Below are 23,670 nucleotides of genomic sequence, written 5' to 3'. Positions count from 1 at the left end.
CGTGCTGATCAAGCGAACAAACCAGCGTTCCCTGCGCCAAGGCTCCGCCGCCAGCTCCCTTGCAGATCAGGCCGGTGGCCTCGACCGCCGCAGCTTCCTGCGCAAATCCGGTCTTGCCGGCGGCGCGCTCGCCGCATTCGGCACCTTGCCGCTCGGCAGCGTGCGCAAGGCGGAAGCCGCGGCGGCCGGTCCGCTCACGGCGGGCGCGACCGTCCGCAAGAGCATCTGCACGCACTGTTCGGTTGGATGCACGGTGACGGCCGAGGTCTTGAACGGGGTATGGATCGGCCAGGAGCCGAGCTGGGATTCGCCGATCAATCGCGGCTCGCATTGCGCCAAGGGCGCTTCCGTGCGTGAGCTCGTGCACAGCGAGCGGCGGCTGCGCTATCCGATGAAGCTGGTGGGCGGGCAGTGGACCCGCGTCTCCTGGGACACCGCGATCAATGAGATCGGCGACAAGATTCAGGCGGTACGTGAGAAGTCGGGTCCCGATTCCGTCTATTGGCTCGGCTCGGCCAAGATGACCAACGAAGGCGCCTACCTGTTCCGCAAGCTCGGTGCGTTCTGGGGCACCAACAATACCGATCACCAGGCCCGCATCTGCCATTCAACCACCGTCACCGGCGTCGCCAACACCTGGGGCTACGGCGCGATGACCAACAGCTACAATGACATCCGCAATGCGAAGACGCAGGTCATCCTGGGCGGCAATCCGGCCGAGGCGCATCCCGTCTCGCTGCAGCATCTGCTCGAGGGCAAGGAGCTGCAAAGGGCCAACTTCATCGTCATCGACCCGCGCCTGACGCGCACCGCCGCGCACGCGACCGAATATGTGCGGATGCGGCCGGGTACCGACATTCCGGTGCTCTACGGCATGATGTGGCACATCCTGCAGAACGGCTGGGAGGACAAGGAGTTCATCCGGCAGCGCGTCTACGGTTTCGACGACCTCAAGAAGGAGGTCGAGAAATGGCCTCCTGAGGAAGTCGAGCGCGTCACCGGCATTCCCGGCGAGCAGCTCAAGCGCGTCGCCAAGATGTTCGCCACCGAGAAGCCGGCAACGTTGATCTGGGCCATGGGCCAGACGCAGAAGACCGTCGGCACCGCCAATGTGCGGGCGAGCTGCATCGCGCTGCTGATGACCGGCAATGTCGGCAAGGCCGGCGCCGGCGCCAACATCTTCCGAGGCCACGACAACGTGCAGGGCGCGACCGATGTCGGGCTCGATATCGTCACGCTGCCGTTCTACTACGGCCTTGCCGAAGGCGCCTGGAAGCACTGGTCGCGGGTCTGGGAGGTCGACTATGACTTCCTGAAGGCGCGGTTCGATTCCAAGCAGATCATGGAAACCCCCGGCATTCCGCTGACCCGCTGGTTCGAGGCGGTGACGTTGCCGAAGGAGCAGGTTGCGCAGAAGGACAACGTGAAGGCGGTGTTCGTGCAGGGACACGCCTCCAACAGCATCACCCGTATCCCTGAATCCCTCAACGGCCTGAAGGCGCTCGAGCTGCTCGTCATCGCCGATCCGCATCCGACGACCTGGGCCTCGCTCGCGGTCGAGGCGGGACGCACCGAAGGCGTCTACATTCTCCCGGTCGCCACCCAGTTCGAGTGCAAGGGGTCGCGTGTCGCTTCCAACCGCTCGCTGCAATGGGGCGAGCAGATTGTGAAGCCGATCTTCGAGTCGAAGGACGATCTCGAAATCATCTATCTGATGGCGAAGAAGCTCGGCTTCGCCGATCAGATGTTCAAGAAGATCAAGGTCGAGAACAACCTGCCTGAGGCCGAGGACGTGCTGCGCGAGATGAACCGCGGCAGCTGGTCGACCGGCTATTGCGGACAATCGCCCGAGCGCCTCAAGGCGCACATGAAGAACCAGGCGAAGTTCGACATGCTGACGATGCGGGCGCCGAAGGACGATCCCGAGGTTGGCGGCGACTATTACGGCCTGCCTTGGCCGTGCTGGGGATCACCCGAGGTCAGGCACCCCGGCACGCCACTGCTCTACAACACCAATCTGCACGTGATGGACGGCGGCGGCACGTTCCGGCCGCGGTTCGGCGTCGAGCGCGAGGAGAAGCTGCCGGACGGCACGACGCGGAAGGTAAGCCTGCTCGCGGACGGCTCGTATTCGTTGGGGTCGGGAATCCAGGATGGCTATCCGGAATTCACGCTGGCGAGCCTGAAGAAGCTCGGCTGGGACACCGAGCTCACCGAAGCGGAAATGGCCGTGATCAACAAGATCAATCCGGCCAATCCGGACACGGTGTCGTGGTCGCTCGATCTGTCGGGCGGCATTCAGCGCGTCGCGCTTGCGCACGGCTGCGTACCCTACGGCAACGGCAAGGCACGCATGAATGCCTTCGGCTTGCCCGATCCGATCCCGGTTCACCGCGAGCCGATCTATACGCCACGTGTCGATCTCGTCGCCAAGTACCCGACGCTGCCCGACGCCAAGCAGTTCCGGATGCCCAATATCGGATTCTCCGTGCAGAAGGCCGCGGTGGAGAAGGGCATTGCAAAGCAGTTTCCGCTCATCCTCTCGTCCGGCCGTCTGGTCGAATATGAGGGCGGCGGCGAGGAGACGCGCACAAACCCGTGGCTCGCCGAGTTGCAGCAGGACATGTTCATCGAGATCAATCCCGCCGATGCCGCCGATCGCGGTGTCAAGGACGGTGGCTGGGTCTGGGTCACCGGCGCCGAGAACAATTCCAGGGCAAGGATGAAGGCGCTCGTTACCGAGCGGGTCGGCAAGGGCGTTGCATGGATGCCCTTCCATTTCGGCGGCTGGCTTGCGGGCAAGGATCTTCGCGGCAACTACCCGAAGGGCACCGATCCGATCGTGCTCGGCGAAAGCGCGAACACGATCACCACCTACGGATACGATCCCGCGACGGGCATGCAGGAGCCCAAGGTCACTCTCTGCCAGATCGCGGCGGCATAAGGGAGCAACGACGATGGCACGTATGAAGTTTCTCTGCGACGCCGACCGTTGCATCGAGTGCAACGCCTGCGTCACGGCCTGCAAGAACGAGCACGAGGTGCCTTGGGGCATCAACCGCCGCCGGGTCGTCACCATCGCCGACGGCAAGCCGGGCGAACGCTCGGTCTCGATGGCCTGCATGCACTGTACGGACGCGCCCTGTGCGGCGGTGTGCCCGGTGAATTGTTTCTATACCACCGCCGACGGCGTGGTTCTGCACTCCAAGGATCTCTGCATCGGCTGCGGCTACTGCTTCTACGCCTGTCCGTTCGGCGCGCCGCAATATCCGAAGGTCGGCAATTTCGGCTCGCGCGGAAAAATGGACAAATGCACCTATTGTGCCGGCGGTCCCGAGGCCGATGGCAGCAAGGAAGAGTACGAGAAATACGGCGCGAACCGGCTTGCCGAAGGCAAGCTGCCGCTGTGCGCGGAGATGTGCTCGACCAAGTCGCTGCTCGCCGGCGACGGCGAGATCATTGCCCAGATCTATAAAGAGCGCGTGCTGAAGCGCGGCTACGGCTCAGGCGCATGGGGCTGGAAGACCGCCTATCGCGAGACGATCGAGTCCTGACGACGACCTGGCGCGGGTCGCGTCGATATCGGGAGGACCTTATGGCGTGTTTTGCACGATGTGTTCGGCTCGTCATTGGCGTGGCTGGACTCCTGCTGCTCGTCTCCGCGGCTTCCCCGTCCGTAGCCCAGCAGGTCAACCCGACCGCAAGCGCGGTCAAGGAGCAACAGCTCCTGCAGGAACTGAACCGGGTGCAGGGACGCGTCAGCATACCCGACCAGCGCTCGGGCGTTCTCGAACAGCCGGCCGGCCGTGAATGGCGCGAGTTCCGGAACGTGACGCTGCGCTGGATCGGCGGCATCGCCATTCTTGGCATGCTCGCGGCGCTGGTCATCTTCTATCTCAGCCGCGGGATGGTACGGCTGCAGAGCGGTCGTTCCGGCCGGACCATCGTGCGCTTTTCCGCATTCGAGCGCTTCGTGCACTGGATGACGGCGACTTGCTTCATCATTCTGGCGATCTCGGGGTTGAACGTCACTTTTGGACGTCCATTGCTGCTGCCGTTGATCGGCCACGAAGCGTTTTCCGAATGGTCGCAATGGGCGAAATATGTTCACAACTATCTCAGCTTCCCGTTCACCATCGGCGTCGTGCTGATCTTCCTGATGTGGATCGCCGGCAATATCCCGAACAAGGCGGATGTCGACTGGATCAAGCGCGGCGGCGGCATCGTCGGGCACGATCATCCGCCGGCCTATCGTTTCAACGCCGGCCAGAAGGCGATCTACTGGATCGTGGTCATCGGCGGAGGTCTGGTGGCGGCGACGGGATATGTGCTGATGTTCCCGTTCTACCTGTCAGGCATCGAAGGGATGCAGCTTGCGCAGATCGTCCACTCCATCGTCGCGATGCTTTTCACGGCAGTGATGCTGGCGCACATCTATATCGGCACGATCGGCATGGAAGGCGCGTTCGAGGCGATGGGAAGCGGCACCGTCGATGTCAATTGGGCCAGGGAGCACCACAGCCTCTGGCTGGAAGAGGAGAATGCGCGCGATGCTCGACCCCAGCCCTCCGTCACCGCGGCGGAGTAGGGGGGCGCGCAGCCGTTGAACGCGAACTTGCTACAGCCGTACGCCCGTCGTTGCAAAGGCCTGTGCGACCGGTTCTTGCACCCGGTTTAGCGCCAGGGCCCCGAATGCCGACACGACGACGGCGGCCACGCAGGCGAGCAAGAAGACTTTCATTGTCGTTCTCCCAAATCGATCGGGATGCAGTGGGAGTTTACACAAGATGACGCGTCGCGGACAGCGTTGTCCGGCGCGTGTGGGCGGCCATCGCTCAAGCCATGGGGCGCAAGCGGCGGCTTTCGGGACGCTGCACCATCGAGACGCCGCATCCCGCGTTAGGTTGCCTTGGCGACCAGCAGTTCGCGTGGAGCGTGGATTGATCGCGCATGTCGAGCCGGATGGGATTCCTCAAGCGGTCCAGTCCCCTCAAGGATCGGGGGAAAAAGAAATAAATGAAATGAATGACTTAAGGTGGAGATTGTCGGTGACCCCGATGCTGGATTGGACTGGCTGATCGTAGGGTCGCGGTAGATGATGTTCGCTCTCGGCACGGGGCGTGCGCTTGAGGGCCAGCGTCGCTCTCTAGACGTCAAAATGGCGCTCCCGCCTGCGCGCTTGCCGAATTGGGTTTGATTCAGATCAACCCACGATGCGCGTCGATGCTCTGTTTATCGTGCGAGGTCCCGGGTCCAATGGGGAGCGCCGTGGCAGCCTGGAAGCACGCTTTGAGGGTCCTCCGCGCGACATTTATCGACGGCGACGCAAACGGCCGGTGCGCCACGCATGGGTTGCGGCCACCCCGAAGCGATGTCGCAGCGGGTCAACTTCATTCTCGAGCGCCTGCAATTCGCTCGATGCGGATTGCAGGATGCGTTTTGAGCATCGCGGTCGTGCTGACCTCGACGAACTGTCTCGCGATGGAGTTCTCCCGTGTCCAGGGGTGCTTTGGAGATGTCTTGAAGCTCAGTGGAGATATCAGGGATGGGGACTTTGTCCGCTTTCGCGGATATCTGGCGACTGAGCGCCGGGTCGTTGGCCTCGATCTCGATTCCCGAGGTGGGTCCCTCTACGAAGGCTTCCGAATCGCCATGCTCGCGCACCAGAGGCAAATCGCCAGTTACGTTTCCGGAGAATGCGACTCGGCATGCGCTTTTATTTTCCTGGCGAGCAGGAAGCGTTATGTGGCGCCAAATGCCAAGATCGGCGTCCATTCGGTTTCCAATTTACACGGCAACGAGGACAGTCGAACGATTCGTGACACGATCAAGCTTGCGAGGTTGTCGGCCAAGCTCCGTATTCCTCCGTCGGCCATCGGCAGGATGGTCATGACTCCGCCGGGAAAGATCTCCTATTTGAACAAGGAGGAGCTCGCTTCGCTGAAGGTCATGGAGCGGAATCCATTTGATCGCACCGCTCGCGCGACGACCGTGGAATCAAGGAGTAGCTCCATGTGCGGCGCGGCGCCCTCGAAGAGCGCGTCGGAGGAGGAGCGGCCGATGCGGAACGCCGCCGGCTCGAAGGGCAGCTAGGGCGCGCTGGTTGAGCGGGCCTTGGCGCCGAACCGGCTCGTATAGCCCAATTGGGTCAGTTAAGCCGTCGCACGTGACCCTGACTGCTTGGCACAAGCTGCACTGGCCTCTCCATTCCACCGCGATCTACAATCGCAGCCATGGGGTATACCAGCGACAGATTTCGGCGAGTGCGTGGCGCAAGCCAGCCGGCTGGCGCTCGCAATTGGCTGCGTCGCTGGCTTGAAGCGGCCGACGGCGATATTGCCTTCAAGGTCGTGGTCGTGACGGCCGGGATGCTGTCGACCGCGGCGATCGCCTTTGGATTGCTATCGTCCTGAGCGCGCCTCTTGTTGGCCGTGCGTGATGCTGGAATCGTCGTTCTGAGGTGCTCCGCCCGCGAAGCTCTGACAATATGAGCTATCGTCTTCGGCACGACACGGATCATTCCCGGCGGCAATGAATGCACTTCGAATTAGCTGAAAAATCGAGCGGACGTCGAGACCGTCTGGCGGCCAGGTTGGGCGTCGGGGCCTGCGCCGCGACCTTCTTGTTTTGCTGCGCGCAACAGACGGCCGCGCTGCCGCTGACGCCATTCCGCTATGAAGCCCAGGCTCAGCGGCATTGCCCCGGCGATAGCGTGGTCTGGCTCGATTTTCGGCGCGGACGCTACTACCTCAAAGGGCAAAGCCGCTATGCCAGGGGCTTCGATGGCGGTTTCGTGTGCAGGAATGAAGCGCGCGAGAGCGGCTATCGGCGTTCGCTGCTCGGCCTTCGGTGACATCACCGAAGGCCGGCCTGTCACGTAAAGCCGGCACTACCATCCGTCATAGTAGCGTGGCCGAGCGTAATAGCCGTAGCCTCCGCCCGGCGGGCAATAGTCGTAGCCATAGCCGCCGCCATAGCCGTATCCACCGCCATAGTAGGGATACGCGCCATAGTAGGCCGAGCTCGCGATGGCTCCGCCAACGATCGCACCGGCGGCCGCAGCGCCCCAGCCTCGATAGCCCCATCCACGATAGCCTCCCCAGCCGCCGTAGCCGCGCCAACCGCGATAGCCCCAGCCGCCGCCGCGCCAGCCGCCCCAGCCGCCCCAGCGCACCTGAAGGGCGGTGTTGCTCTCGACCATGCCCTTCATGGCCGCGACATTGGTCGGCAACGGGGCCGCCTGGCTCGCGCCAATGCCGACCATGCTCGCAAGCAGGATCAAGGCCGGCAGGGTCTTGGTGTTCTTCATGACGTCCTCCACATCGGGGTGACACAGGCAGTCGCGACCGAAAGGCAGCCAAATCGAGAGCGGCTGTCCGATCCATGAGGACGCCGAGCCTGTCAGCCGCGGCCGGCCCGAAGCTTGATTTGAATCAAAGTGGCAAGAGGGCGGTGCGGACGATTGATCCTGCACCTGGGACAATTGCCGCGGATAGGCAGGCCGCCGCCTGATGGGGCGCGATCGCGCTCGTGATCTCCTGCCCCCGAACCGGGCCGCTTCTTCGGTGAAAGTCCGGACGCGTCACGCTTGATCTGAATCAAGCCGTGCGCAGCAAGGCGATGGCATCGCTTCCCGGGTAGCTGCTGATGCTCGATCGAAAGCACGCTCTTGAAAACCCTTCGCCAGCTCGTGACCGGAGACGAGTTCGTCCAGCTCGCAATTCGCCTCGGATTGCTGGCGCTGTTGATCTACTGGTCGTTCGTTCTGGTCAGCCCGTTCGTGCCGATCCTGGCCTGGAGCGTGGTGCTCGCGGTCGCGCTCTATCCCGTCTTCACCTGGCTCGCAGCAATGCTCGGCGGCCATACCGGCATCGCGGCGCTCGTGCTGACCTTGATCTCTCTGGGAGTCGTCATCGGGCCGGCGACCTGGCTCGGAATCGGAGCAGTAGAGGGGGTGAGGGAGCTCGCCGAACAACTCGGCGCCGGCCACGTTGTCGTGCCGTCGCCGCCGCCCGAGATCAAGGATTGGCCGCTGATCGGCGGCCCACTCCATGAGATCTGGGATCGGGCGTCGACCAATCTGCGTGCCGTGCTGCGCGAGGTCGTGCCGCAACTGAAGCCGTTGGCCGGGACCCTGTTTGCATTTGCCAGCGATGCCGGGATCGGGATGCTGAAGTTTCTGCTGGCGGTCGTCGTGGCAGGGTTTCTGTTTCCCTATGGCTTGCAGCTTGCGGCGGCGTGCCGGAGCTTCCTGTCCCGCATCGTGCCGGAGCAGAGCGAGCACTTCCTCGATCTTGCAGGTGCGACCATCCGGGCGGTTTCCCGCGGCGTCATTGGCGTCGCCGTCCTGCAATCGCTGCTGGCCGGCATTGGCTTCAAGCTGGCGGGGATCCCGAGTGCGGGGCTGCTGGCGTTTGTCGTGATGCTGCTCGCGATCGTGCAGATCGGGGCGGCAATCGTGCTGTTTCCGGTCATCATCTGGCTATGGTCGGCCAAGGATTTCACGACCGCACTCGCCCTCACGTTCTTCTTCCTGGTCGTCGGCGTCCTCGACAATGTGCTGAAGCCGCTGGTGATGGGGCGGGGCCTGACCACGCCGGCGCTCGTCATCTTTGTCGGCGTGATCGGCGGCACGCTTGCCCACGGCATCGTGGGCCTGTTCATCGGTCCAATCATTCTCGCGGTCGCCTGGGAATTGCTCACGGCATGGATCCGGGACGACCGCGCCCGGCTGGCGGGAGAGCGATAATGCTGTTTCAGCTCCTCGTGGGATCGGCGGTGAGCGCGATCAACATCGCGATCCATTCGCTGTGGACAGTCGCGGCCATCGGGTTGCTTCGCAACGTTGCCTTGAGCGCGGCCGGCCGGGCGGGGCTACAGCTCAGCGGCGTGATGGTCGCAACCGCGCTTGCGCTGATGCTGGCTCACACGCTTGAGATCGTGGTGTGGAGCCTGGCCTATTGGGTGCTCGGCGCCGCGCCTGCCGGCAGCAATCTGCTGTATTTCGCCTTTGTGAACTACACCACGCTCGGCTATGGCGACGTCATCCCGGTCAAGCAGTGGCTGTTGATCGGACCGATGGCGGCCATGAACGGCATTCTCATGTTCGGATGGTCGACCGCGGTCTTGTTCGAAGTGTTGCAAAAGACCATCGAGCGCCAGGCGGCGCTCACGAAATCCCCTTGACGTCGGCTAGTCGTCCAGCCTGGACAGCTGGTCGCGGTCGACCAGCATGATCTCGCGCTGGTTCGAGCCAAGGAAGTTGAGCGCGCCGTAGGCGTGCAGCTTGGATAGCGCACGTGACACGGTTTCGAGCGTCAGTCCGAGATAGTCGGCAATATCACGCCGGCACATCGGCAAGGCGACGACACCGACTCCGGTCAGCCGGCGATCCATTTCGAGCAGAAACGCGGCAACCCGCTCCAATGCGGTCTTGCGGCCGAGCAGCAGCATGTGCTCCTCGGCATGCCGCAGGTTGCTGGTCGTCATGACCAGCAGGTTGCGAGCCAGGGCGAAATCGGAATCGGCCACGCGTTCGAGGCTGATCCGCCTGATCAGGTGCACGTTCGTGTCGACGATGGCTTCGGCGGTAAAGCGGTGGGTTTCGGCATTCTCGAGGCCGAAAATATCCCCGACGAGGTGAAAGGCACCGATCTGGCGGCGTCCGTCGGAAAGCAGCTTGTAGCTGCGGACCGCCCCCGAAACGACCTGGTAGACGTACTCTGCCGGCTCCTTCTCCCCGTAGATCTCGGTGCCTTTCCTGTAGTGGAATTCGCTGGTGATGCAGTTGGCGTGCCGGACGGTCAACCCACCGAGGATGCTCGGCACATTGGCGGGTCTGGCATTGACGCGAGCAAACATGGACTAACTCTCTCGGGTAACAACTGATGCAGCGTCCGCGGCGGCTCGAAATGCTTTTGTCCGCGCGCAATAACTACGACAGGGCCCGGCCGGTCTCTATTGGTCTTGAGGTCATTGTCCTAAAGGACAGGGTGCGCGAAATGCGGCAATTTGTTCGTAAATTGGTGCGCACAGTCTTAGATTACTTTTCAATTTTCTCGGCGACAACCGGGTGCTAGGTTTTGAACCCGTTGGTCTCCGGCTCCGAACGTTATGGGCAGTGCAATTCGGCTCTCTGGACTGATCATCCTGCTGGCTGCTTTGTTGGCACCGGCTGATCTCCGGGCGCAACAAACGCGCCCGCATTCCATGCTGGTGCTGGACCAGTCCGATCGACGTGGCCCCTTCTACTACCAGGTGTTCGTTGGCCTAAGGGATGCGGTGAGCGCTCACGGGCACGCGCCGACCACCGTCTACACCGAAAGCCTCGATCTCAATCGCTTCGGCGGCGAGGCCTATCAGGAGGATTTCCGGCGATTCCTCGAGGCGAAATATCGCGATCGGCCGATCGGCGTGGTGGTCACCATTGGCGCGGCTGCGCTTGAGCTTGCGCTCCGCTGGCGCCCGCAGCTCTGGCCCGACACGCCAATCGTGTTTTCGCTGGTCGAAGAGGCCGATTTCAAGCGATTGCAGCCGCCGGCCTATGTTACCGGCGGCATCGTGAACTTGAAACTCAAGGATGCCGTCACGGCTGCCCGCGCCGTGTTGCCGGGCCTCAAGACCGTCGTGCTGGTTGGCGCGGATTGGGACCGGCAAGTTCTGTTTCGCAACTGGAAAGACCAGGCAGCGGCCGGCATTCCGGGCCTCGACATCGTCGAGATCATCGGACGTCCGATGCCCGAGATCGTTGAACGGGTCGCGGCGCTCCCCGATCATAGCGCGATCATCTACACGGGCCTCTATAGCGACGGCAAAGGCAACTATTATCCGCCGTCGGATGCCCTCGCATTTGTCGCGGCAAGAGCCAATCGTCCGATTGTCGTCGCCGCGGAGACCTTCCTCGGGGCGGGCGGCATCGGCGGATTCGTCATAGTTCCGTCGCTGATCGGTGCCGAGGCTGCGGGAAGGGCGCTGCGCATTCTGGATGGCGAGGCGCCGGAAAGCCTGCCACCGTCGGTCATCGATGCGGTGAAGCCGATCTTCAACTGGCGGCAGATGCAGCATTGGAACGTCAGCGAAGCCAGTCTGCCAAGAGGCAACGAAATTCGCTTCCGTGAGCCGTCCTTCCTGGAAAAATATCGTTGGCGGGCCGTTGCCCTGGCAGTGGCGCTGCTGGTTCAAACCGCGCTCATTGCGTTCCTGCTGCACGAGCGTCACATGCGGCGGAGTGCCGAGGTCGAAGCCCGCAGTCGCCTGTCCGAACTCGCCCATATCAATCGGCAGGCGACTGCCGGTGAGCTCTCGTCCTCGATCGCCCATGAGCTCAACCAGCCGCTGGGCTCGATCCTGACCAATGCCGAGAGCGCGGAGCTGATCCTCGCGTCGCCGACGCCCGACCTTCAGGAGGTGCGGGAAATCATTTCCGACATCAAGCGCGATGACCTGCGTGCAAGCGAGGTGATCCGCAGGATGCGCAGCCTGCTCAAGCGTGCGCCATTTGAGAAGAAGGAGATCGACCTCAACCAGACCATGCGGGAAGCATTTGATTTCCTCAAGCTGCAGGCCTCGACGCGCAACGTCGCAATCTATCTGCAGACCTCACCGCAGACCCTGCGGGTGAAGGGCGACCCGGTGCAGTTGCAGCAGGTCATTCTCAACCTCGTCGTCAACAGCATGGACGCGATGGCCAAAATGCCCTACGGGCGCACCATCATCGGCCGTACGGAAGTCAATGGGGACGCGTCGGCGGTGATTTCCATCAGCGATTCCGGGCCGGGAATTCCGCAGGACAGGCTGAACGACATCTTCGATCCGTTCTTCACCACAAAGGAGCAGGGCATGGGCATCGGCCTGTCCATCGCACGGACGATCGTTCTTGCGCATAGCGGCCAGCTCTGGGCCGAGAATCAGTCCGGAGGAGGGGCGGTATTCCACCTTTCACTGCCGCTGGCCGCGTAGCGCGTTTGGGTCTTGTTTGCCTTATTGCAAGGTTCAATTTACGACGAACGCAGCATTTTCAGATCGCCGCTGATGGTCATTCTACAGGTAGCGGCGATTTTGGCCGGTGGAGCAATAATGCACGCTTACGTGCACATAGTCGACGACGACGCCTCGTTTCGCGCAGCGCTCGAGCGCCGGCTCAAGCTCGCAGGCTATCGCGTCGCCACCTACGCATCGGCCCGGGAATTGCTCGACCAATTGCCTGACGACGAAGGGGCCGGCTGTATCCTGCTGGACGTACGCATTCCCGGAATGAGTGGTCCGGAGCTGCAGGGGCGTCTCAACGAACTGGGGTCGACGCTCCCGATCGTATTCCTGACCGGACATGCCGACACGGCGACCACCGTCCAGGCGATCAAGGCAGGTGCCGAAGATTTTTTGACCAAGCCGATCGCGTCGGAACAGCTGATCGAGGCGATCAATCGCGCCCTTGCGCGGCACGAACTGGCCCGTGGCCGGCGAACCAGGCTCGATTCGCTGCGCGCGCTGCTGGCGAAGTTGACCCCGCGTGAGCGGCAGGTGTTCGATCTGATTGTGTGCGGCCGGATCAACAAGCAGATTGCTCACGAGCTTGGCACGACCGAACGCACGATCAAGGCCCATCGTCACCAGGTCATGGAGAAGATGCAGGTGCAGTCATTTGCCGAGCTGGTTTCGATCGCCGAGCAGCTCGGCACGCGCGCATCCGGTGGCGAGGTCAAGGCTTGATCTGCCGGGCAGCTCTGCCCCTCCTGTCCCATGGTACAATATGAAAGCTCTGTGACGCGGCGTATCTCCGATCTTGGCCGCGAGAATATTGCGCGCCGGTAGCCGCTTGACGTGCCCTTTATCCATACGCGGGCGAAGGTCATTCAGCGATAGGTAGAGGCTTCAGGATTTGCCGACCGCGAAACTCGTTTTCGTCGTGGATGATAATCCCTCCATGCTCCGTGGAATCGGACGGCTTCTACGGCAGTGTGGATTTGCATCCAGGTTATTCGAGACCGGAAGCGCGTTACTGAGACATGGCAGCTTTGACAGCGCGGTTTGCCTGATATTGGACATCAATCTCAGCGATGGGTCCGGGATCGAACTGCGGCACCGCCTGGCGGATCAGGGCATCGAAATCCCCGTCATTTACATCACCGGAAATGACAACCCGGCGACGCGCATGGCGGCAACGGCATCGGGATGCGTGGCCTATCTGACCAAGCCATTCACCGCCAATTCGCTGATCCAGCCGATTGAACGGCTGTTGGCCGGCGTGGTCTAGCAGCTGCCGGTCTCAATCATTCATCGATCACTTGATCGAGTGTCAGCGCGGGTGCGCCCTTGCGCACGCTTGCAAAGCGGTCGAGCGGCACCAATGTCGTCATCGTCAAAATGCTGGTGTCGACGACCTCGATCGAGAGCGTCTTTCCGCCATCCATGTCCTCGAGAAGCTTGGGATCGGCGACATCGGCCGCGATGCACATGTTGGTCGCGCACCAGGTGTAGGGCAGCCGACGAACCGCCTTCTGGTCGACCGATAGCTTGACGCCGGCTTGCAGATACATCCCGACCGGCAGGAATAGCTGGACGCGGCTGCTGCCGTCCTCTCGCTCGATCAGATCGAGGCGAACGGCCGTCTGCCCGGTGGGGAAGGTGCCGGTGATCGTCGTCCGGCATAGTGTCTTGGCGCCGGCGGCGTTGAAGCAGACCTTTCGCCACTCGCCATACTTGATGTCCCGCACCGGCTGACGTGCCCCCCGCGGGGCTACTTCGCCGCCGTCCTTCACCGTAGCAGGCGGTGAGGACGTCTGTTGAGCGTGGGCAGCACTGATGCCGGCCGCAAACAGCGCCAACTTCGCCAAGGCACCATATCGGACCATGGATGCTCCTCCAGCGCGAACGGCCGCCTAGCGAACCTTGTCGAGAAATCGTTCGACCAAAGGCGACCATATGGGAATGGAATCGGGAGAGCCGATCAGGAAATGCCCTTCGTCGCCGAACGGCGGCAAAAGATGGTACTCGGCACGACCGCCGGCGCGCGTGAAGGCCTCGTGCATTCGCTTCGACAGGGCCGGGCCGAAGAATGTGTCGTTCTCGATGTAGAACCACAGCATCGGCACCCGCGACGTATGGCCAAACATGCCGGTGGCCTCGACCAGTCTGTCGGGGCCGCAATTGTTGTTGGGTTTGCCGTCGACACGGCCGCCGCGGCCTGCCGCGAAGGTGATGATGGCCTTGACCTGCGGCGGGTTGAGGCTCGATAACGCGATCGCAGCCCAGCCGCCGGCCGACTGTCCGACGACGATCACGTCCTTCGGCAAGGTGCGCTTTTCGGCGGCCATGTAATCAATGATCCAGAGATCGACCTGCGCGACGGCGAGGCCCGCATCGAGGAAATTCGGATTGGTGCATTTGCCGACCTTCGAGAAGAACGGGCCATAGAGACCGCGTTCGGGAATATCGATGGCCGCCGCGCCATAGCCGGTCCCGACCGGCGCCACCACGAGATAGCCGCGCCGTGCAAACCACATTGCGGCATCGCGAAATTCGACCAGCGGGAAGAAGCTGCGATCCCTGGCATTCAGTGACACGCCGTGGTTCATGATGACCAGTGGGAAAGGGCCATCGCCGAGCGGACGGACCAGATAAGCGAACATTGGCAGCGGGGTCGGCAACGCCCAGATCTCTTCCTGGATGCGCTGGGGCGACTGTCGGTCATCGGCGCGTGCTGGAGCGGTCAGGCCAAGCAACAGCAGCGCTGCGGTTGCGAGGGTCCGTAAGCGGTGCTGACGCATGTCATGCGCTCCGGCAATCATCTGGCAAATGTGCAGGTTACGACGATCGAGCCGCGCAAGATCAGAAGCACATTGTCGACTGCAAGGCTTGATCTGAATCAACGCGCATCGGGCCCGCCGGCGCAACCACATGCGACCATTGTGGCGTCATACGGCGGGCTTGATGTCGATCCTGGCAGAGACGAGTTGGATGCGCTGGTTTCCGCCGGCGAACTGGCTCGCCGACTACCGCGCATCCTGGCTTGGGGCGGACGCAATCGCCGGGGTCACGCTGGCGGCCTACGCGATCCCGGTGTCGCTGGCCTATGCGGGGCTTGCGGGTCTGCCGCCGCAGATCGGCGTCTATGGCTATCTGCTCGGCGGCGTGGGCTACGCCCTGCTGGGTTCGTCCCGGCAGCTCGCGGTCGGGCCCACGTCGGCGATCTCGCTGATGATCGCCGGCGCCGTCGGCATATTGGCCGGCGGCAACGCCACGCGTTATGGGCAGATTGCCAGTCTCGTGGCCTTCAGCGTCGCAGTGCTCTGCCTGATTGCCTGGCTGTTCAAGCTCAGCGTGCTGGTGCGGTTGATCAGCGACAGTATTCTGGTGGGCTTCAAGGCCGGAGCGGGGCTCACCATCATCATGAGCCAGCTGCCCAGCCTGTTCGGCGTCGCTGGAGGCGGCCACAACTTCTTCGACCGCGTGATCAAGCTTGCCGGCCAGCTGGGCGATACCAGGCCGCTGGTACTCGGCTTCGGTGTGACTGCGACGGTGCTGCTCCTGCTCGGCGAGAAGAGATTGCCGGGAAAGCCCATCGGGTTGGCGGTGGTCGCGCTCTCGATCCTGATGGTCTCCGCGCTCGGGCTCGCGCAAATGGGACTGCCGGTGACCGGGCCGATCCCGACCGGGTTGCCGACGATGTCGCTCCCGACATTTGGTCTGCTCGAATTTGACGATCTCTTTCCGATCGCTGCCGGATGCCTGGTGCTGGCCTATGTGGAAGGGGTGTCTGCCGCGCGCAGCTTTGCGGCAAAGCATGGATACCCGCTGGATGTCAGGCAGGAGTTTCTGGGACTCGGCGCGGCCAATCTCGCCGCAGCCTTCGGGCATGGCTATCCCGTCGCCGGCGGGTTGTCGCAGTCGGCCGTGAATGACGCCGCCGGCGCACGCACGCCGCTGGCGCTGGTGTTCTGTTCGGCAACCCTCGCGCTCTGCCTGCTGTTCTTCACGGGCCTCTTGACCAATCTGCCGAAGACCGTGCTCGCCGCGATCGTTTTCTCAGCCGTCTACAAACTGGTCGATATTCCGGCGCTCGCCAGAATGTGGCGGATCAGTCGGATCGATTTCTATGCCGCTATCATCGCGCTGGTGTCCGTGCTGTTCCTCGGGATATTGCAGGGCGTGCTGCTGGCCGCCGTCGCCTCGATCTTCCTGCTGCTGTTGCGGGCGTCGCAGCCCAATATCGCGTTTCTGGGCCGTCAAGCCGGCAGCGGGCGCTATTCCGACCGGGCGCGACACGATGACGTCGAGCCCCTGACCGGGATCATCGCGTTCCGCCCCGAGACCTCGCTCCTCTATGTCAATGCCGAGACGATCCTCGAAACGGTGCTGGCGGCGCTTCGGACGTCGCCTGACGTCAAGCTGGTGGCTTGTGACCTGTCGGCCTCGCCGTTCATCGACCTTGCGGGCTCGCGCATGCTGCACGACCTTCATCAGGAACTCGCATCGCGCCAGATCACATTCTGCATCGTGGGCGCGCACGCGCAGTTGCGGGATCTGCTTCGGGCGGACGGTCTTGCCGACAAGACCGATAGCGGCGACTGGACGCGTACGCTCGACAGCGTATTGAGCAACAGGAAGCCGCAGGCAAGCATCTAGCGTGCGCGGCCGTACGGACTGCTGCGACAATCCGGCCTTGTTGCGCCGCAAGACGTCGCGATCACGCGCGCCTGGGGGGCTGTCTCAATCCAGCTTGCAGCTTGACTTGGATCAAAGGGCGCAATGGGCCCGGTTTGTACGATTGGACAGAACCAGCGCTGAGATCACGAGATCGGGAGACACTCATGGCCAACGAGGCGAAGCCGGCACAGCAGCGCATCGACCAGTTCTTCTCCGGGCCCGGCGGACGAGCCGACAATTGGCGCGATCTGGTTGAGGCGGCGAAGGTATGGAGCAGGGGCGGCAACCGTGCGGCGTATGACGCGGCGCTGTCGGCGCTTGCGGTGACGGAGGAGTTTCACGGCTATCCGGGCCTTCGTTTGATGGCGGCGCTGAAGGAAGCTGCGGCGGCGGGCGACGCCGCCACCTCGCATATGCTTGCGACGCGGATTGCGCAGGCGCTTCAGACAAAATCCTTCCGCCAGCATGCAGGTGACTGGAGCACGCAGGACGAGGGCAATGGCGACGTTCCCGATCTGCTTCCCCCAACTCTCGGACAATCGGCGGCGCGCCGTCCTTACTTCGAGACCCTGATCGTGACCGGGGTGCCGGCCAGCAACTGGCCCGGGCTCCTGGCGGAATGGCGCAAGCTGCGGCGTCCGGTCGACGCCTTCATCTATGAGCCCGTGGTCGTGGGCAACCTCGAGGACGCCTTCTGTGCAGCAATGCTGAACCCCAATATTGCGGCGGTGGTGATCAATGAAGGCTTCGGGCTGCGCTCGCGCCACGATGCGCCGGTGCTTCGCGCCATGACCGGCGCCATGGGGCTCAGCGACGAGTCCGATGCGTCCGCGCTACGGTTGGCGCAAATCCTGAAGCGGGTCCGTCCCGAGCTTGACCTCTACCTCATGTCCAATCGCGACGTCGAGGAGTTGGCCGGCAATCCCGAAGCCGATGTGGTGCGCCGGGTGTTCTACTCCGTCGAGGATATCCTCGAACTGCACCTTTCAATTCTGGAGGGCGTGCAGGATCGCTTCGACACGCCGTTCTTCGACAATCTGAAGAAATATGCGCAGCGGCCGATCGGCACCTTCCACGCGCTGCCGATCGCGCGCGGCAAGTCCGTGTTCAAGTCGGACTGGATCCGCGACATGGGCGAATTCTACGGGCTGAACCTGTTCCTTGCCGAAAGCAGCGCGACCACCGGCGGCCTCGACAGCATGCTGGAGCCGACCGGCAACATCAAGAAGGCGCAGGAGAAGGCCGCGCGCGCGCTCGGCGCCGACCGCGTTTACTTCGTGACCAACGGCACCTCGACGTCCAACAAGATGGCGGTGCAGGCGCTGCTGGGTCCCGGCGACATCGCAATCGTCGACCGCAATTGCCACAAGTCGCACCATTACGGCATGGTGCTGGCCGGCGCGCAGCCGCTCTACGTCGAGGCATTCCCGATGACGGAATACTCGATGTATGGCGCGGTGCCGCTACAGACGATCAAGCAGGCGCTTCTGAACGCGAAGGCGGATGGCCGGCTCGATCGGGTCAAGCTGATCGACCTGACCAATTGCACCTTCGACGGCCACATCTACAACACGCGGCGGGTGATGGAGGAATGCCTCGCGATCAAGCCTGACCTGATCTTCCTCTGGGACGAGGCATGGTTCGGCTTCGCGCGGTTTTCGCCGTTCCTGAGGCGGCGAACCGCGATGGGCGCGGCGAATGAGATCGAAGCCTGGATGCGCGATCCCAAATCGGTCGCCGCCTATGAGAAACAGCAGGCCGAGCTCGGCAAGAATCCGTCCGACGAGGTTCTGCTCAAGACCAGGCTGATCCCCGATCCGCGCCAGATCCGGCTGCGCGTCTACCAGACCAACTCGACGCACAAGTCGATGTCGGCGATCCGCCAGGGCTCGATGCTGGCGGTCAAGGACATCGAATTCCACACCGTCGAAGCGCAGTTCAAGGAGGCCGTATTCACGCACGCCTCGACCAGCCCGAACCAGCAGCTGATCGCGAGCCTCGACGTCTCGCGCCGGCAGATGGAGCTCGAGGGATATGGACTGGTGGCCAATGCCATGGAGATCGCGTTCGCCATCCGCAACGCGGTCAACACCAATCCGTTGATTTCGAGATATTTCCGCGTTCTTGGCGCGGATGCCATGGTGCCGAAGCAATACCGCGAGAGCGGATTCACCGACTATCTGGCGGCCGGGACCAACTGGGCTAGCGCCCTGAAGAGCCTGAACGACGACGAGTTCTGCCTCGATCCGACCCGCATGACGCTGGTCTGCGGCACCGCCGGGTACGACGGAACGTCGTTCAAGGGGCTGCTCGCCAGCCGCTACAACATCCAGGTCAACAAGACCTCGCGCAACTCGGTCCTGATCCAGTCCAACATCAACAATACGCGGAGCGACGTCGCGCATCTCGTCCGGGTGCTGGCCGAAATCTCCGGTGAAATCGATCGCGGCCTGACCAAGGGCGGCGCGAACGCCAGGGTCGACTTCGACATGCGGGTCAACAGCCTAATGAAGGATGTCCCCGACTTGCCGAACTTCTCGCATTTCCACGACGCCTATCGCGGCGATGCCGGCGCGAAGACGAATGAGGGCGACATCCGTGGCGGATTCTATTCGGCCTATGACGCGGCAGGATGCGAATATATTCGCCTGCACGATCCCGAGATCGACAGGCGTCTGAAGAACGGGCCCGCTCTCGTCTCCGCCAACTTCGTGATTCCCTATCCGCCGGGCTTCCCGATCATGGTCCCTGGCCAGGTTATCACGCAGGAGACCATCGATTTCATGCGCAAGCTGGATGTGAAGGAGATCCATGGCTACGACGCGGCCGAGGGCTTGAAGCTGGTGACGACCGAGGCATTGGGCAGGATGGGCAAGCCGCGAGCGGCCGCGCCGAAGTTCAAGGCTGCATCATAGACGAAGGAGATTCCGCAAGGCGTCTTCGCATTCTTGCGGCGATGAGTCTTGCGCAACAAGGCGTAACGCAACCGGTTCCTGGAGGGACATGATGAGGAAAGTGAGTTTGATCGGAGCTCTTGCAATGCTGGCCATTGGATTGGCCGGCTTCAGCACGCCGTCGCTGGCTGAAACCGGCTCGGTCGCCGTCATCTTCACCAAGGGTGGATTCATCGTTGGTGTCGGAGGCGGCGAGGGCGTCTTGACGCTGCGCGGCAAGCACTATCCGTTCACGGTGTCGGGCATGAGCGTCGGCTTCACGATCGGCGCCTCGACCACCAAGCTGGTCGGGCGCGCCCTCAATCTCAGAGGGCCTGCCTCGATCGAAGGCTCCTACAGCGCGGCAGGCGCCGGTGGGGCGATCGCCGCGGGCGCCGGCGGCGTGCAGCTTCAGAACGCCAATGGCGTGATCCTGCAGCTCAGCGGCCCGAAGGTCGGCGCCGAAGTCTCGGCCGCCGTGGGCGGGGTTTCCATCCGCTTGAAGTAGGTCCAAGGGAGGCCGGCCGCGCGCCCTGCGCGGCCTGTCCTCTCAGTAGCGTTCCTCGACGAACTTCATTCCGCGCAGTCCGGCCTGATCGTTGTAGCGACCCTTGTTGGAGCGCTTGGGGAGCTTGACCTTGTCGCGCCTGACCCGTCCGTGAGGAATTGTCTTCAGCAGGAACGAGATGCAATTCAGCCGCGCCCGCCGCTTGTCGTCGGAACGGATGACGTTCCAGGGCGCGTGCTTCGAGCTCGTCGCCTTGAACATCAGGTCGCGCGCGCGGGAGTAATCATACCAGCGGCGATAGGATTCGGTGTCCATCGGGCTCAGCTTCCATTGCCGCATCGGATCGTCGATCCGCGCCCTGAAGCGGCGCTCCTGCTCCTCCATCCCGACCTCGAGCCACAGCTTGATCAGGATGATGCCGCCCTCGATGATGTATTGCTCCATCTGCGGGCAGAGGGAAAGGAATCGCTTGTGCTCCGCCGGCGTGCAGAACCCCATCACATATTCGACGCCCGCGCGATTGTACCAGCTGCGATCGAAGATCACGATCTCGCCGGCCGCCGGAAACTGCTGCATGTAGCGCTGGATGAAGAGCTGGGACTTCTCACGATCCGAGGGCGCGGGCAGGGCGACCACGCGAAACACGCGCGGGCTGACCTTCTCGGTCAGGGCCTTGATCGTTCCGCCCTTGCCGGCCGCATCGCGTCCCTCGAACAGGATGATGACCCTGAGCTTGTTCGCCTGTACCCAATCCTGGAGCTGGCAGAGCTGGGCCTGCAGCTTCTGCAGCTCTTCCTCATAGTCCTTGCGCTTCATCTTCTCGGTCGGCTTGTCTTTCGCCATGGATATCCGTCCATCGTTTTCAACTAGTCGCCCCAGGCAATGACGATTCCGATATCGCCGGGCATGCCGCCGGGGTAATCGACGATCTGATAGCGGATGCGGTAGCCGCGCGGCTGCAGGTAGTCAGCCCAAAGCTGGTATATTTCCTTAGGGATACCCGTCAGCGTCTTCTCCCAGCCGGCCTCCATCTGATTGATCGCTCGCCCCTTGTCGGAGCACAGCGAGTTCGGGAAGCGATAGACCTGGACCTCGCTCAAGCCATTGCGCACCGCCCGCTGAATCACCGTCGACGCCAGCTTGACCTTCTCGTCCTCGGTAAGCCCCGAGGGCTTGCTCAGCCGCTCGATCAACGCGCGCTTCTCGGCTTCGATAGCAGCCGCACGCTTGGCATGCTCCTCGGCCTTCTCCGCTTCCTTGAGCGCTGCCTGCTTCTGGATCTCGTGCGCCTTCGGGATCAGGTCATCGATCTTGTTTCGCATGGCTGGGGACTCCTAACCCGATCTTCCACCTTGCCCCCGGAACGGTAGGGATGAGCCGACCGGCTTCCTTGATCCAGATCAAGCAAGCGCGATAGGATCGTCAGCAGTGTCGATCAGGATTCGCCTGCGGTGTTATTGCGACCGGGAGACTTGGCTTGAGCGAACAGATGCATCCGGCGGCCCCCCATCATCTGCCGTTTTTCATTCCCGGCGCCGACGGGTCGGACACCCTGATGGTGGTGATGGGCATTTTCCTCGTAGCCACCGTCTTGTGGGTTGGCACTCTGTACTGGAAGCTGCACAGCCTGCCGGAGCGCATGGCGCACAAGAGCCAGAAACTTCAGTTTGAGATCGTCGCCGTTCTCGGCTTGATATCGCTTTTCACCCACATGCATATCTTCTGGGTCGCCGGCCTGTTGCTGGCACTCATCGACCTGCCGGATTTCGGCACGCCGATGCGCAGCATCGCAGATTCCGTCGAGCGCATAGCCGACGCCACGCCGGGCGCTGCCGAACCGGTAGCCGAATCCGGACCTGGCGGCGGTCCCGATGTCCGGACGCCCGCGAAGCAAGAGGTGCACAACCATGCTTGAGCTGATGATCTGCTCGCTGGTGACGATCCTGCCGGATTACCTCTACCGCCGCTATCGGCAAGGCAAGCGGTTCGGCAAGGAGATCACGTTCTTCTCTGTCTGGTATGAACTGAGATGGGGGATCACCGGCTGCCTGATGCTCACGATCTCGCTGATCACGATGATCTTCTACTTTCATCCCTCGACAACCTCGGCGGCGATCTACTTCAGGACCGTGCCGATCCTGCCCGAAGGCTCCGGACGTGTCGTCGAGGTCAATGTCGGCTTCACCGCGCCGGTGAAGAAGGGGGACGTTCTGTTCCGGCTCGACAGTTCGAAGCAGGAGGCGGCGCTCGAGACCGCCAAGCGAAAGATCGCCGAGGTGGATGCGTCGTTGATCGCGGCGCAGGCCGACGTCGTAAAGGCGGACGCTCAGATCGGGGAGGCGAAGGCCTCCTTGCAGCAGGCCAAGGACGAACTGGAGGTGAAGAGCGAGTTGCAGCGCCGCAATCCCGGCATCGTGCCGCAACGTGACATCGAGAAGCTGCAGGTGCTGGTTGATCAGCGGCAGTCCGGCGTCGATGCCGCCAGCGCCGCCAGGGAGTCGGCGACGTTGCGCGTCTCCACGCTGTTGCCGGCCGAGAAGGCGAGCGCCGAGGCTGCGCGGGCGCAGGCGCAAGTGGATCTCGACAAGACCTTCGTCCGTGCCGGCGTTAACGGCCGCGTCGAGCAATTCCTCGTTCGCCCCGGGGATCTCGTCGCCCAGATCATGCGGCCGGCCGGAATCCTGATACCGGACGAAGCGGGCCGCAACAGGTTGCAGGCGGGCTTCGGGCAGATCGAGGCCCAGGTGATGAAGCCTGGCATGGTCGCGGAAGCCACCTGTATGTCGAAACCCTGGGTGATCATTCCGCTGGTCGTCACCAGCGTGCAGGATTTCATCGCCGCCGGCCAGTTTCGGGCCAGCGAGCTGTTGATCGACCCGCAGAACCTGCAACAGCCAGGTTCGATCCTCGTGTTCCTCGAGCCGCTTTACAAGGGAGGCCTTGACGGCGTGACGCCGGGCAGCACTTGCATCGTCAATGCCTACACCAGCAACCATGATGAGATTGCCGATCCGAAAACCGGGGCGTTGAAAGGCTTTGCCCTGCACGCCGTCGACGCGACGGCACTCGTTCATGCCTTGCTGCTTCGGATTCAAGCTCTGCTGCTGCCGATCAAGACGCTGGTGTTAAGCGGTCACTGACGGGCGCGAACGGGGAGACACCATATGAAACCGGACTGTAAGTTTCGCGCAATCGTGGCGACGGGCATGATCTTCGGATTGCCGGGTTGCGCGCAGGCTTTCGATCTCACGGGTGCCTGGGCCACGAGCGCCGAGCAATGCCGGAAAGTGTTCGCCCACAAGGGCAGGGCGAACCAGCTGACCTTCACGAACTTCTCTGGCGTCTATGGCGGCGGATTCATCGCCGAGCCCGATCGCCTCCGGAGCAAGTTCGAGAACTGCAAGATCAAATCGCGCAAGGACGACGGCCAGACCATCAACATCATCGTCGGCTGCGCGTCCGGAATCATGGTATCGAATGTGCAGTTCTTCCTTAAGGCCGTCGACGACGATACCATTACGCGCCAATTCCCGGGCATCGAGGGGATGGAGGTCAACTATCATCGTTGCAAGATCTAGAGGCATC

At 62.7% G+C, this 23,670-nt stretch carries 23 protein-coding genes; 16 read left to right on the top strand and 7 right to left on the bottom strand.

The annotated features are described in order from the left end of the window. The first annotated feature begins 1 nt into the window (after position 1). The 3 genes from ACVIYL_RS37615 to ACVIYL_RS37605 are packed head-to-tail and all read left to right on the top strand — an operon-like array spanning position 2 to position 4,588. A complete protein-coding gene (locus ACVIYL_RS37615; RefSeq protein ID WP_253609267.1) occupies positions 2-2,944 on the top strand; it encodes a formate dehydrogenase subunit alpha in 2,943 nt (980 codons plus the stop codon). A 13-nt stretch (positions 2,945-2,957) separates the two neighbouring features. After that, positions 2,958-3,554: a formate dehydrogenase FDH3 subunit beta gene (gene fdh3B, locus ACVIYL_RS37610; RefSeq protein ID WP_011088224.1), complete on the top strand. Its 597-nt coding sequence runs from the start codon at positions 2,958-2,960 to the stop codon at positions 3,552-3,554. 41 nt (positions 3,555-3,595) lie between these two features. Further along, complete coding sequence (locus tag ACVIYL_RS37605; protein ID WP_253609266.1) at positions 3,596-4,588, top strand: formate dehydrogenase subunit gamma; 993 nt, start codon at positions 3,596-3,598, stop codon at positions 4,586-4,588. A 30-nt stretch (positions 4,589-4,618) separates the two neighbouring features. On the opposite strand, the gene ACVIYL_RS37600 is transcribed toward ACVIYL_RS37605, so the two are convergent. After that, on the bottom strand, positions 4,619-4,741 hold the full coding sequence (locus tag ACVIYL_RS37600; RefSeq protein ID WP_256520575.1) for a hypothetical protein: 123 nt from the start codon (positions 4,739-4,741) through the stop codon (positions 4,619-4,621). A 698-nt stretch (positions 4,742-5,439) separates the two neighbouring features. On the opposite strand from ACVIYL_RS37600, the gene ACVIYL_RS37595 reads away from it, so the two are divergent. Both ACVIYL_RS37595 and ACVIYL_RS37590 read left to right on the top strand, forming a co-directional pair. Next, positions 5,440-6,093, top strand: a complete 654-nt coding sequence (locus tag ACVIYL_RS37595) for an ATP-dependent Clp protease proteolytic subunit (protein ID WP_253609265.1) — start codon at positions 5,440-5,442, stop codon at positions 6,091-6,093. Positions 6,094-6,535: 442 nt separating this feature from the next. Further along, positions 6,536-6,853 (top strand): hypothetical protein, encoded by a 318-nt coding sequence (locus tag ACVIYL_RS37590; protein ID WP_028334134.1) that lies wholly within the window; start codon positions 6,536-6,538, stop codon positions 6,851-6,853. A 36-nt stretch (positions 6,854-6,889) separates the two neighbouring features. Here the strand turns inward: ACVIYL_RS37590 and ACVIYL_RS37585 are convergent, their stop codons facing one another. Beyond that, complete coding sequence (locus ACVIYL_RS37585) at positions 6,890-7,309, bottom strand: hypothetical protein (RefSeq protein ID WP_253609264.1); 420 nt, start codon at positions 7,307-7,309, stop codon at positions 6,890-6,892. Between the two features lie 360 nt (positions 7,310-7,669). Here ACVIYL_RS37585 and ACVIYL_RS37580 point away from each other — a divergent pair, with 360 nt between their 5' ends. After that, positions 7,670-8,749, top strand: a complete 1,080-nt coding sequence (locus ACVIYL_RS37580; RefSeq protein ID WP_253609263.1) for an AI-2E family transporter — start codon at positions 7,670-7,672, stop codon at positions 8,747-8,749. Next, complete coding sequence (locus ACVIYL_RS37575) at positions 8,749-9,186, top strand: potassium channel family protein (protein WP_038374727.1); 438 nt, start codon at positions 8,749-8,751, stop codon at positions 9,184-9,186. Before ACVIYL_RS37580 ends, ACVIYL_RS37575 begins: the two co-directional genes overlap by 1 nt. A gap of 6 nt (positions 9,187-9,192) precedes the next feature. On the opposite strand, the gene ACVIYL_RS37570 is transcribed toward ACVIYL_RS37575, so the two are convergent. Beyond that, on the bottom strand, positions 9,193-9,861 hold the full coding sequence (locus ACVIYL_RS37570) for a helix-turn-helix domain-containing protein (RefSeq protein ID WP_456780922.1): 669 nt from the start codon (positions 9,859-9,861) through the stop codon (positions 9,193-9,195). 348 nt (positions 9,862-10,209) lie between these two features. Here ACVIYL_RS37570 and ACVIYL_RS37565 point away from each other — a divergent pair, with 348 nt between their 5' ends. From ACVIYL_RS37565 to ACVIYL_RS37555, 3 genes are all read left to right on the top strand, one after another. Beyond that, complete coding sequence (locus ACVIYL_RS37565; RefSeq protein ID WP_456780921.1) at positions 10,210-11,958, top strand: sensor histidine kinase; 1,749 nt, start codon at positions 10,210-10,212, stop codon at positions 11,956-11,958. Positions 11,959-12,075: 117 nt separating this feature from the next. Next, a complete protein-coding gene (locus ACVIYL_RS37560; protein ID WP_456780920.1) occupies positions 12,076-12,708 on the top strand; it encodes a response regulator transcription factor in 633 nt (210 codons plus the stop codon). 196 nt (positions 12,709-12,904) lie between these two features. Next, positions 12,905-13,252, top strand: coding sequence for a response regulator (locus ACVIYL_RS37555; protein ID WP_312009813.1), 348 nt, complete (start codon positions 12,905-12,907; stop codon positions 13,250-13,252). A 16-nt stretch (positions 13,253-13,268) separates the two neighbouring features. Here ACVIYL_RS37555 and ACVIYL_RS37550 read toward each other — a convergent pair whose 3' ends face one another. Together ACVIYL_RS37550 and ACVIYL_RS37545 are read right to left on the bottom strand one after the other, a co-directional pair. Then, positions 13,269-13,850: an invasion associated locus B family protein gene (locus ACVIYL_RS37550; protein WP_456780919.1), complete on the bottom strand. Its 582-nt coding sequence runs from the start codon at positions 13,848-13,850 to the stop codon at positions 13,269-13,271. Between the two features lie 27 nt (positions 13,851-13,877). Then, complete coding sequence (locus tag ACVIYL_RS37545) at positions 13,878-14,765, bottom strand: alpha/beta hydrolase family protein (protein ID WP_456780918.1); 888 nt, start codon at positions 14,763-14,765, stop codon at positions 13,878-13,880. A 163-nt stretch (positions 14,766-14,928) separates the two neighbouring features. On the opposite strand from ACVIYL_RS37545, the gene ACVIYL_RS37540 reads away from it, so the two are divergent. The 3 genes from ACVIYL_RS37540 to ACVIYL_RS37530 all read left to right on the top strand — a co-directional run bounded on the left by ACVIYL_RS37540 (position 14,929) and on the right by ACVIYL_RS37530 (position 20,085). Continuing rightward, positions 14,929-16,623, top strand: coding sequence for a SulP family inorganic anion transporter (locus tag ACVIYL_RS37540; protein WP_456780917.1), 1,695 nt, complete (start codon positions 14,929-14,931; stop codon positions 16,621-16,623). Between the two features lie 185 nt (positions 16,624-16,808). Beyond that, positions 16,809-19,559: a decarboxylase gene (locus tag ACVIYL_RS37535; RefSeq protein ID WP_456780916.1), complete on the top strand. Its 2,751-nt coding sequence runs from the start codon at positions 16,809-16,811 to the stop codon at positions 19,557-19,559. Positions 19,560-19,650: 91 nt separating this feature from the next. Further along, positions 19,651-20,085, top strand: coding sequence for a hypothetical protein (locus ACVIYL_RS37530; protein ID WP_057017289.1), 435 nt, complete (start codon positions 19,651-19,653; stop codon positions 20,083-20,085). Positions 20,086-20,127: 42 nt separating this feature from the next. On the opposite strand, the gene ppk2 is transcribed toward ACVIYL_RS37530, so the two are convergent. Together ppk2 and ACVIYL_RS37520 are read right to left on the bottom strand one after the other, a co-directional pair. Further along, the gene (gene ppk2, locus ACVIYL_RS37525) at positions 20,128-20,928 is read right to left on the bottom strand and encodes a polyphosphate kinase 2 (RefSeq protein ID WP_456780915.1); all 801 of its coding nucleotides are present in this window, start codon (positions 20,926-20,928) and stop codon (positions 20,128-20,130) included. 23 nt (positions 20,929-20,951) lie between these two features. Beyond that, positions 20,952-21,407 (bottom strand): hypothetical protein, encoded by a 456-nt coding sequence (locus ACVIYL_RS37520; protein WP_057017151.1) that lies wholly within the window; start codon positions 21,405-21,407, stop codon positions 20,952-20,954. Positions 21,408-21,562: 155 nt separating this feature from the next. On the opposite strand from ACVIYL_RS37520, the gene ACVIYL_RS37515 reads away from it, so the two are divergent. Genes ACVIYL_RS37515 through ACVIYL_RS37505 form a run of 3 tightly spaced genes read left to right on the top strand, consistent with a single transcriptional unit; the run spans position 21,563 to position 23,663 of the window. Further along, on the top strand, positions 21,563-22,000 hold the full coding sequence (locus ACVIYL_RS37515; RefSeq protein WP_194295332.1) for a hypothetical protein: 438 nt from the start codon (positions 21,563-21,565) through the stop codon (positions 21,998-22,000). Continuing rightward, positions 21,993-23,225 (top strand): HlyD family secretion protein, encoded by a 1,233-nt coding sequence (locus ACVIYL_RS37510; RefSeq protein ID WP_456780914.1) that lies wholly within the window; start codon positions 21,993-21,995, stop codon positions 23,223-23,225. The genes ACVIYL_RS37515 and ACVIYL_RS37510 overlap by 8 nt, the downstream gene beginning before the upstream one ends. Positions 23,226-23,249: 24 nt before the next feature. After that, positions 23,250-23,663: a hypothetical protein gene (locus ACVIYL_RS37505; RefSeq protein ID WP_253609252.1), complete on the top strand. Its 414-nt coding sequence runs from the start codon at positions 23,250-23,252 to the stop codon at positions 23,661-23,663. Positions 23,664-23,670 lie beyond the last annotated feature (7 nt).

This window comes from Bradyrhizobium sp. USDA 3315 (assembly GCF_054056795.1).
The sequence above is the reverse complement of the archived record's forward strand: the minus strand, read 5'-3'. Positions and strand labels throughout refer to the sequence as shown.

What these genes read in the sequence shown, in the direction of transcription:
- ppk2 (WP_456780915.1), bottom strand. Translation starts at nt 20,928, where the DNA reads ATGGCGAAAGACAAGCCGACCGAGAAGATGAAGCGCAAGGACTATGAG.
- ACVIYL_RS37545 (WP_456780918.1), bottom strand. Translation starts at nt 14,765, where the DNA reads ATGCGTCAGCACCGCTTACGGACCCTCGCAACCGCAGCGCTGCTGTTG.
- ACVIYL_RS37600 (WP_256520575.1), bottom strand. Translation starts at nt 4,741, where the DNA reads ATGAAAGTCTTCTTGCTCGCCTGCGTGGCCGCCGTCGTCGTGTCGGCA.
- ACVIYL_RS37505 (WP_253609252.1), top strand. Translation starts at nt 23,250, where the DNA reads ATGAAACCGGACTGTAAGTTTCGCGCAATCGTGGCGACGGGCATGATC.
- ACVIYL_RS37605 (WP_253609266.1), top strand. Translation starts at nt 3,596, where the DNA reads ATGGCGTGTTTTGCACGATGTGTTCGGCTCGTCATTGGCGTGGCTGGA.
- ACVIYL_RS37540 (WP_456780917.1), top strand. Translation starts at nt 14,929, where the DNA reads ATGTCGATCCTGGCAGAGACGAGTTGGATGCGCTGGTTTCCGCCGGCG.
- ACVIYL_RS37560 (WP_456780920.1), top strand. Translation starts at nt 12,076, where the DNA reads ATGCACGCTTACGTGCACATAGTCGACGACGACGCCTCGTTTCGCGCA.
- ACVIYL_RS37585 (WP_253609264.1), bottom strand. Translation starts at nt 7,309, where the DNA reads ATGAAGAACACCAAGACCCTGCCGGCCTTGATCCTGCTTGCGAGCATG.
- fdh3B (WP_011088224.1), top strand. Translation starts at nt 2,958, where the DNA reads ATGGCACGTATGAAGTTTCTCTGCGACGCCGACCGTTGCATCGAGTGC.
- ACVIYL_RS37590 (WP_028334134.1), top strand. Translation starts at nt 6,536, where the DNA reads ATGCACTTCGAATTAGCTGAAAAATCGAGCGGACGTCGAGACCGTCTG.
- ACVIYL_RS37510 (WP_456780914.1), top strand. Translation starts at nt 21,993, where the DNA reads ATGCTTGAGCTGATGATCTGCTCGCTGGTGACGATCCTGCCGGATTAC.
- ACVIYL_RS37520 (WP_057017151.1), bottom strand. Translation starts at nt 21,407, where the DNA reads ATGCGAAACAAGATCGATGACCTGATCCCGAAGGCGCACGAGATCCAG.
- ACVIYL_RS37575 (WP_038374727.1), top strand. Translation starts at nt 8,749, where the DNA reads ATGCTGTTTCAGCTCCTCGTGGGATCGGCGGTGAGCGCGATCAACATC.
- ACVIYL_RS37550 (WP_456780919.1), bottom strand. Translation starts at nt 13,850, where the DNA reads ATGGTCCGATATGGTGCCTTGGCGAAGTTGGCGCTGTTTGCGGCCGGC.
- ACVIYL_RS37535 (WP_456780916.1), top strand. Translation starts at nt 16,809, where the DNA reads ATGGCCAACGAGGCGAAGCCGGCACAGCAGCGCATCGACCAGTTCTTC.
- ACVIYL_RS37565 (WP_456780921.1), top strand. Translation starts at nt 10,210, where the DNA reads ATGCTGGTGCTGGACCAGTCCGATCGACGTGGCCCCTTCTACTACCAG.
- ACVIYL_RS37570 (WP_456780922.1), bottom strand. Translation starts at nt 9,861, where the DNA reads ATGTTTGCTCGCGTCAATGCCAGACCCGCCAATGTGCCGAGCATCCTC.
- ACVIYL_RS37530 (WP_057017289.1), top strand. Translation starts at nt 19,651, where the DNA reads ATGAGGAAAGTGAGTTTGATCGGAGCTCTTGCAATGCTGGCCATTGGA.